We start from the raw sequence: 1,711 nt of genomic DNA, 5'->3' as shown, positions 1-1,711 counted from the left end.
AGCTATGTCTGGTGTAATAGTTGCTTATATGGGTCTTACTGTATCAACTCCTGGTATGGCTACTCCAATAGCAGGTTTGCAATATCAGTTGCTCAAAACGGAACTAGAGCTTTAATAGCTGCTGCAGGATGTATAGTAGTAAGTATATTAGGTGCATTCATAGGACATGCAATATTCAAAAATACAAAAATAAAAACAGCTGCTGAAATCAGAGGAACTCAACAAGATGATTTAATAGCTTAATATAAAAAAAGAACACAGGTTAATCTGTGTTCTTTTTATATATTTTATGGTGCGGATGAAGGGAGTCGAACCCCCACGCCATAGGCGCCAGATCCTAAGTCTGGTGCGTCTGCCAATTCCGCCACATCCGCAGCTTAACTTTTTGGTGGAGGATGGTGGATTCGAACCACCGAAATCGTCGATAACAGATTTACAGTCTGCCCCCTTTGGCCGCTCGGGAAATCCTCCGTATTTATGGAGCTAGTGATAGGAATCGAACCTACAACCTGCTGATTACAAGTCAGCTGCTCTACCGTTGAGCCACACTAGCAAATTGGCGGGAATAACAGGACTCGAACCTGTGACCCATTGATTAACAGTCAATTGCTCTACCAACTGAGCCATATTCCCGCATATTTAATTAAGTTGGCGACCTGGAAGGGACTCGAACCCTCGACCTCCAGCGTGACAGGCTGGCATTCTAACCAACTGAACTACCAGGCCGCAAATGGTGGGACTAACAGGGCTCGAACCTGTGACCCCCTGCTTGTAAGGCAGGTGCTCTCCCAGCTGAGCTATAGTCCCATAAGTTTAATCTGGAGCGGGTGAAGGGGATCGAACCCTCACAGCCGGCTTGGAAGGCCGGAACTCTACCATTGAGCTACACCCGCATATTTAATTGGTGACCCATAGGGGAATCGAACCCCTGTTACCGCCGTGAAAGGGCGGTGTCTTGACCGCTTGACCAATGGGCCATTTAATTGGTTGCGGAGGCAGGACTCGAACCTACGACCTTCGGGTTATGAGCCCGACGAGCTGCCAACTGCTCCACTCCGCGATATTAAATGTATATGGTGCCGAAGACCGGAATCGAACCGGTACGAGAGGTAAGTCCCGCAGGATTTTAAGTCCTGTGCGTCTGCCAGTTCCGCCACTTCGGCATTGTTTTGTGGAGGCGACACCCAGATTCGAACTGGGGATCAAGGAGTTGCAGTCCACTGCCTTACCACTTGGCTATGTCGCCATACAAAATACAAATTGGTGATCCATCCGCGACTCGAACGCGGGACACCCTGATTAAAAGTCAGGTGCTCTACCGACTGAGCTAATGGATCATTTTATGGGGTGGATAATGAGAGTCGAACTCACGACCTCCAGAGCCACAATCTGGCGCTCTAACCAACTGAGCTATACCCACCATATTATTGGTCGAGGTAGAGGGACTCGAACCCCCGGCCCCATGGTCCCAAACCAAGTGCGCTACCAAACTGCGCTATACCTCGACATTATTTTAAATTAAAAGTGGTGGACCATCAGGGACTCGAACCCCGGACCTACCGGTTATGAGCCGGGCGCTCTAACCAACTGAGCTAATGGTCCACATATATTGGTAGCGGTAACAGGAGTCGAACCTGTGACCTTTCGGGTATGAACCGAACGCTCTAGCCAACTAAGCTATACCGCCACATTATTGGTGCCCAGAGGCGGA

The 1,711-nt window shown here is 49.1% G+C and carries 16 tRNA genes and 1 pseudogene; 1 reads left to right on the top strand and 16 read right to left on the bottom strand.

Annotated features, from left to right (window positions below):
- A pseudogene (locus JWF52_RS16655) lies at window positions 1-243 on the top strand (hypothetical protein); the annotation flags it as partial.
- A gap of 47 nt (window positions 244-290) precedes the next feature.
- On the opposite strand, the gene JWF52_RS16650 reads toward JWF52_RS16655, so the two are convergent.
- The 16 genes from JWF52_RS16650 to JWF52_RS16575 all read right to left on the bottom strand — a co-directional run bounded on the left by JWF52_RS16650 (window position 291) and on the right by JWF52_RS16575 (window position 1,687).
- A tRNA-Leu gene (locus JWF52_RS16650) sits at window positions 291-374 on the bottom strand.
- A gap of 12 nt (window positions 375-386) precedes the next feature.
- A tRNA-Tyr gene (locus JWF52_RS16645) sits at window positions 387-471 on the bottom strand.
- A 7-nt stretch (window positions 472-478) separates the two neighbouring features.
- A tRNA-Thr gene (locus tag JWF52_RS16640) sits at window positions 479-553 on the bottom strand.
- Between the two features lie 4 nt (window positions 554-557).
- Window positions 558-633 (bottom strand) — tRNA-Asn (locus JWF52_RS16635).
- Between the two features lie 16 nt (window positions 634-649).
- Window positions 650-726: transfer RNA gene (locus JWF52_RS16630), tRNA-Asp, on the bottom strand.
- 5 nt (window positions 727-731) lie between these two features.
- Window positions 732-807 (bottom strand) — tRNA-Val (locus JWF52_RS16625).
- 12 nt (window positions 808-819) lie between these two features.
- A tRNA-Gly gene (locus JWF52_RS16620) sits at window positions 820-893 on the bottom strand.
- A gap of 9 nt (window positions 894-902) precedes the next feature.
- Window positions 903-977: transfer RNA gene (locus JWF52_RS16615), tRNA-Glu, on the bottom strand.
- A 7-nt stretch (window positions 978-984) separates the two neighbouring features.
- Window positions 985-1,060: transfer RNA gene (locus JWF52_RS16610), tRNA-Met, on the bottom strand.
- 14 nt (window positions 1,061-1,074) lie between these two features.
- A tRNA-Leu gene (locus tag JWF52_RS16605) sits at window positions 1,075-1,163 on the bottom strand.
- A gap of 9 nt (window positions 1,164-1,172) precedes the next feature.
- Window positions 1,173-1,246: transfer RNA gene (locus JWF52_RS16600), tRNA-Cys, on the bottom strand.
- A 15-nt stretch (window positions 1,247-1,261) separates the two neighbouring features.
- Window positions 1,262-1,337 (bottom strand) — tRNA-Lys (locus tag JWF52_RS16595).
- Between the two features lie 6 nt (window positions 1,338-1,343).
- A tRNA-His gene (locus tag JWF52_RS16590) sits at window positions 1,344-1,420 on the bottom strand.
- A gap of 8 nt (window positions 1,421-1,428) precedes the next feature.
- Window positions 1,429-1,505: transfer RNA gene (locus JWF52_RS16585), tRNA-Pro, on the bottom strand.
- A 20-nt stretch (window positions 1,506-1,525) separates the two neighbouring features.
- Window positions 1,526-1,602: transfer RNA gene (locus JWF52_RS16580), tRNA-Ile, on the bottom strand.
- Between the two features lie 8 nt (window positions 1,603-1,610).
- Window positions 1,611-1,687 (bottom strand) — tRNA-Met (locus JWF52_RS16575).
- Between the last annotated feature and the right edge of the window lie 24 nt (window positions 1,688-1,711).

The organism is Clostridium sp. CCUG 7971 (assembly GCF_017590215.1).
Taxonomy (GTDB): Bacteria; Bacillota; Clostridia; order Peptostreptococcales; family Peptostreptococcaceae; genus Faecalimicrobium.
This window is presented reverse-complemented; position numbering and strand designations above follow the sequence as displayed.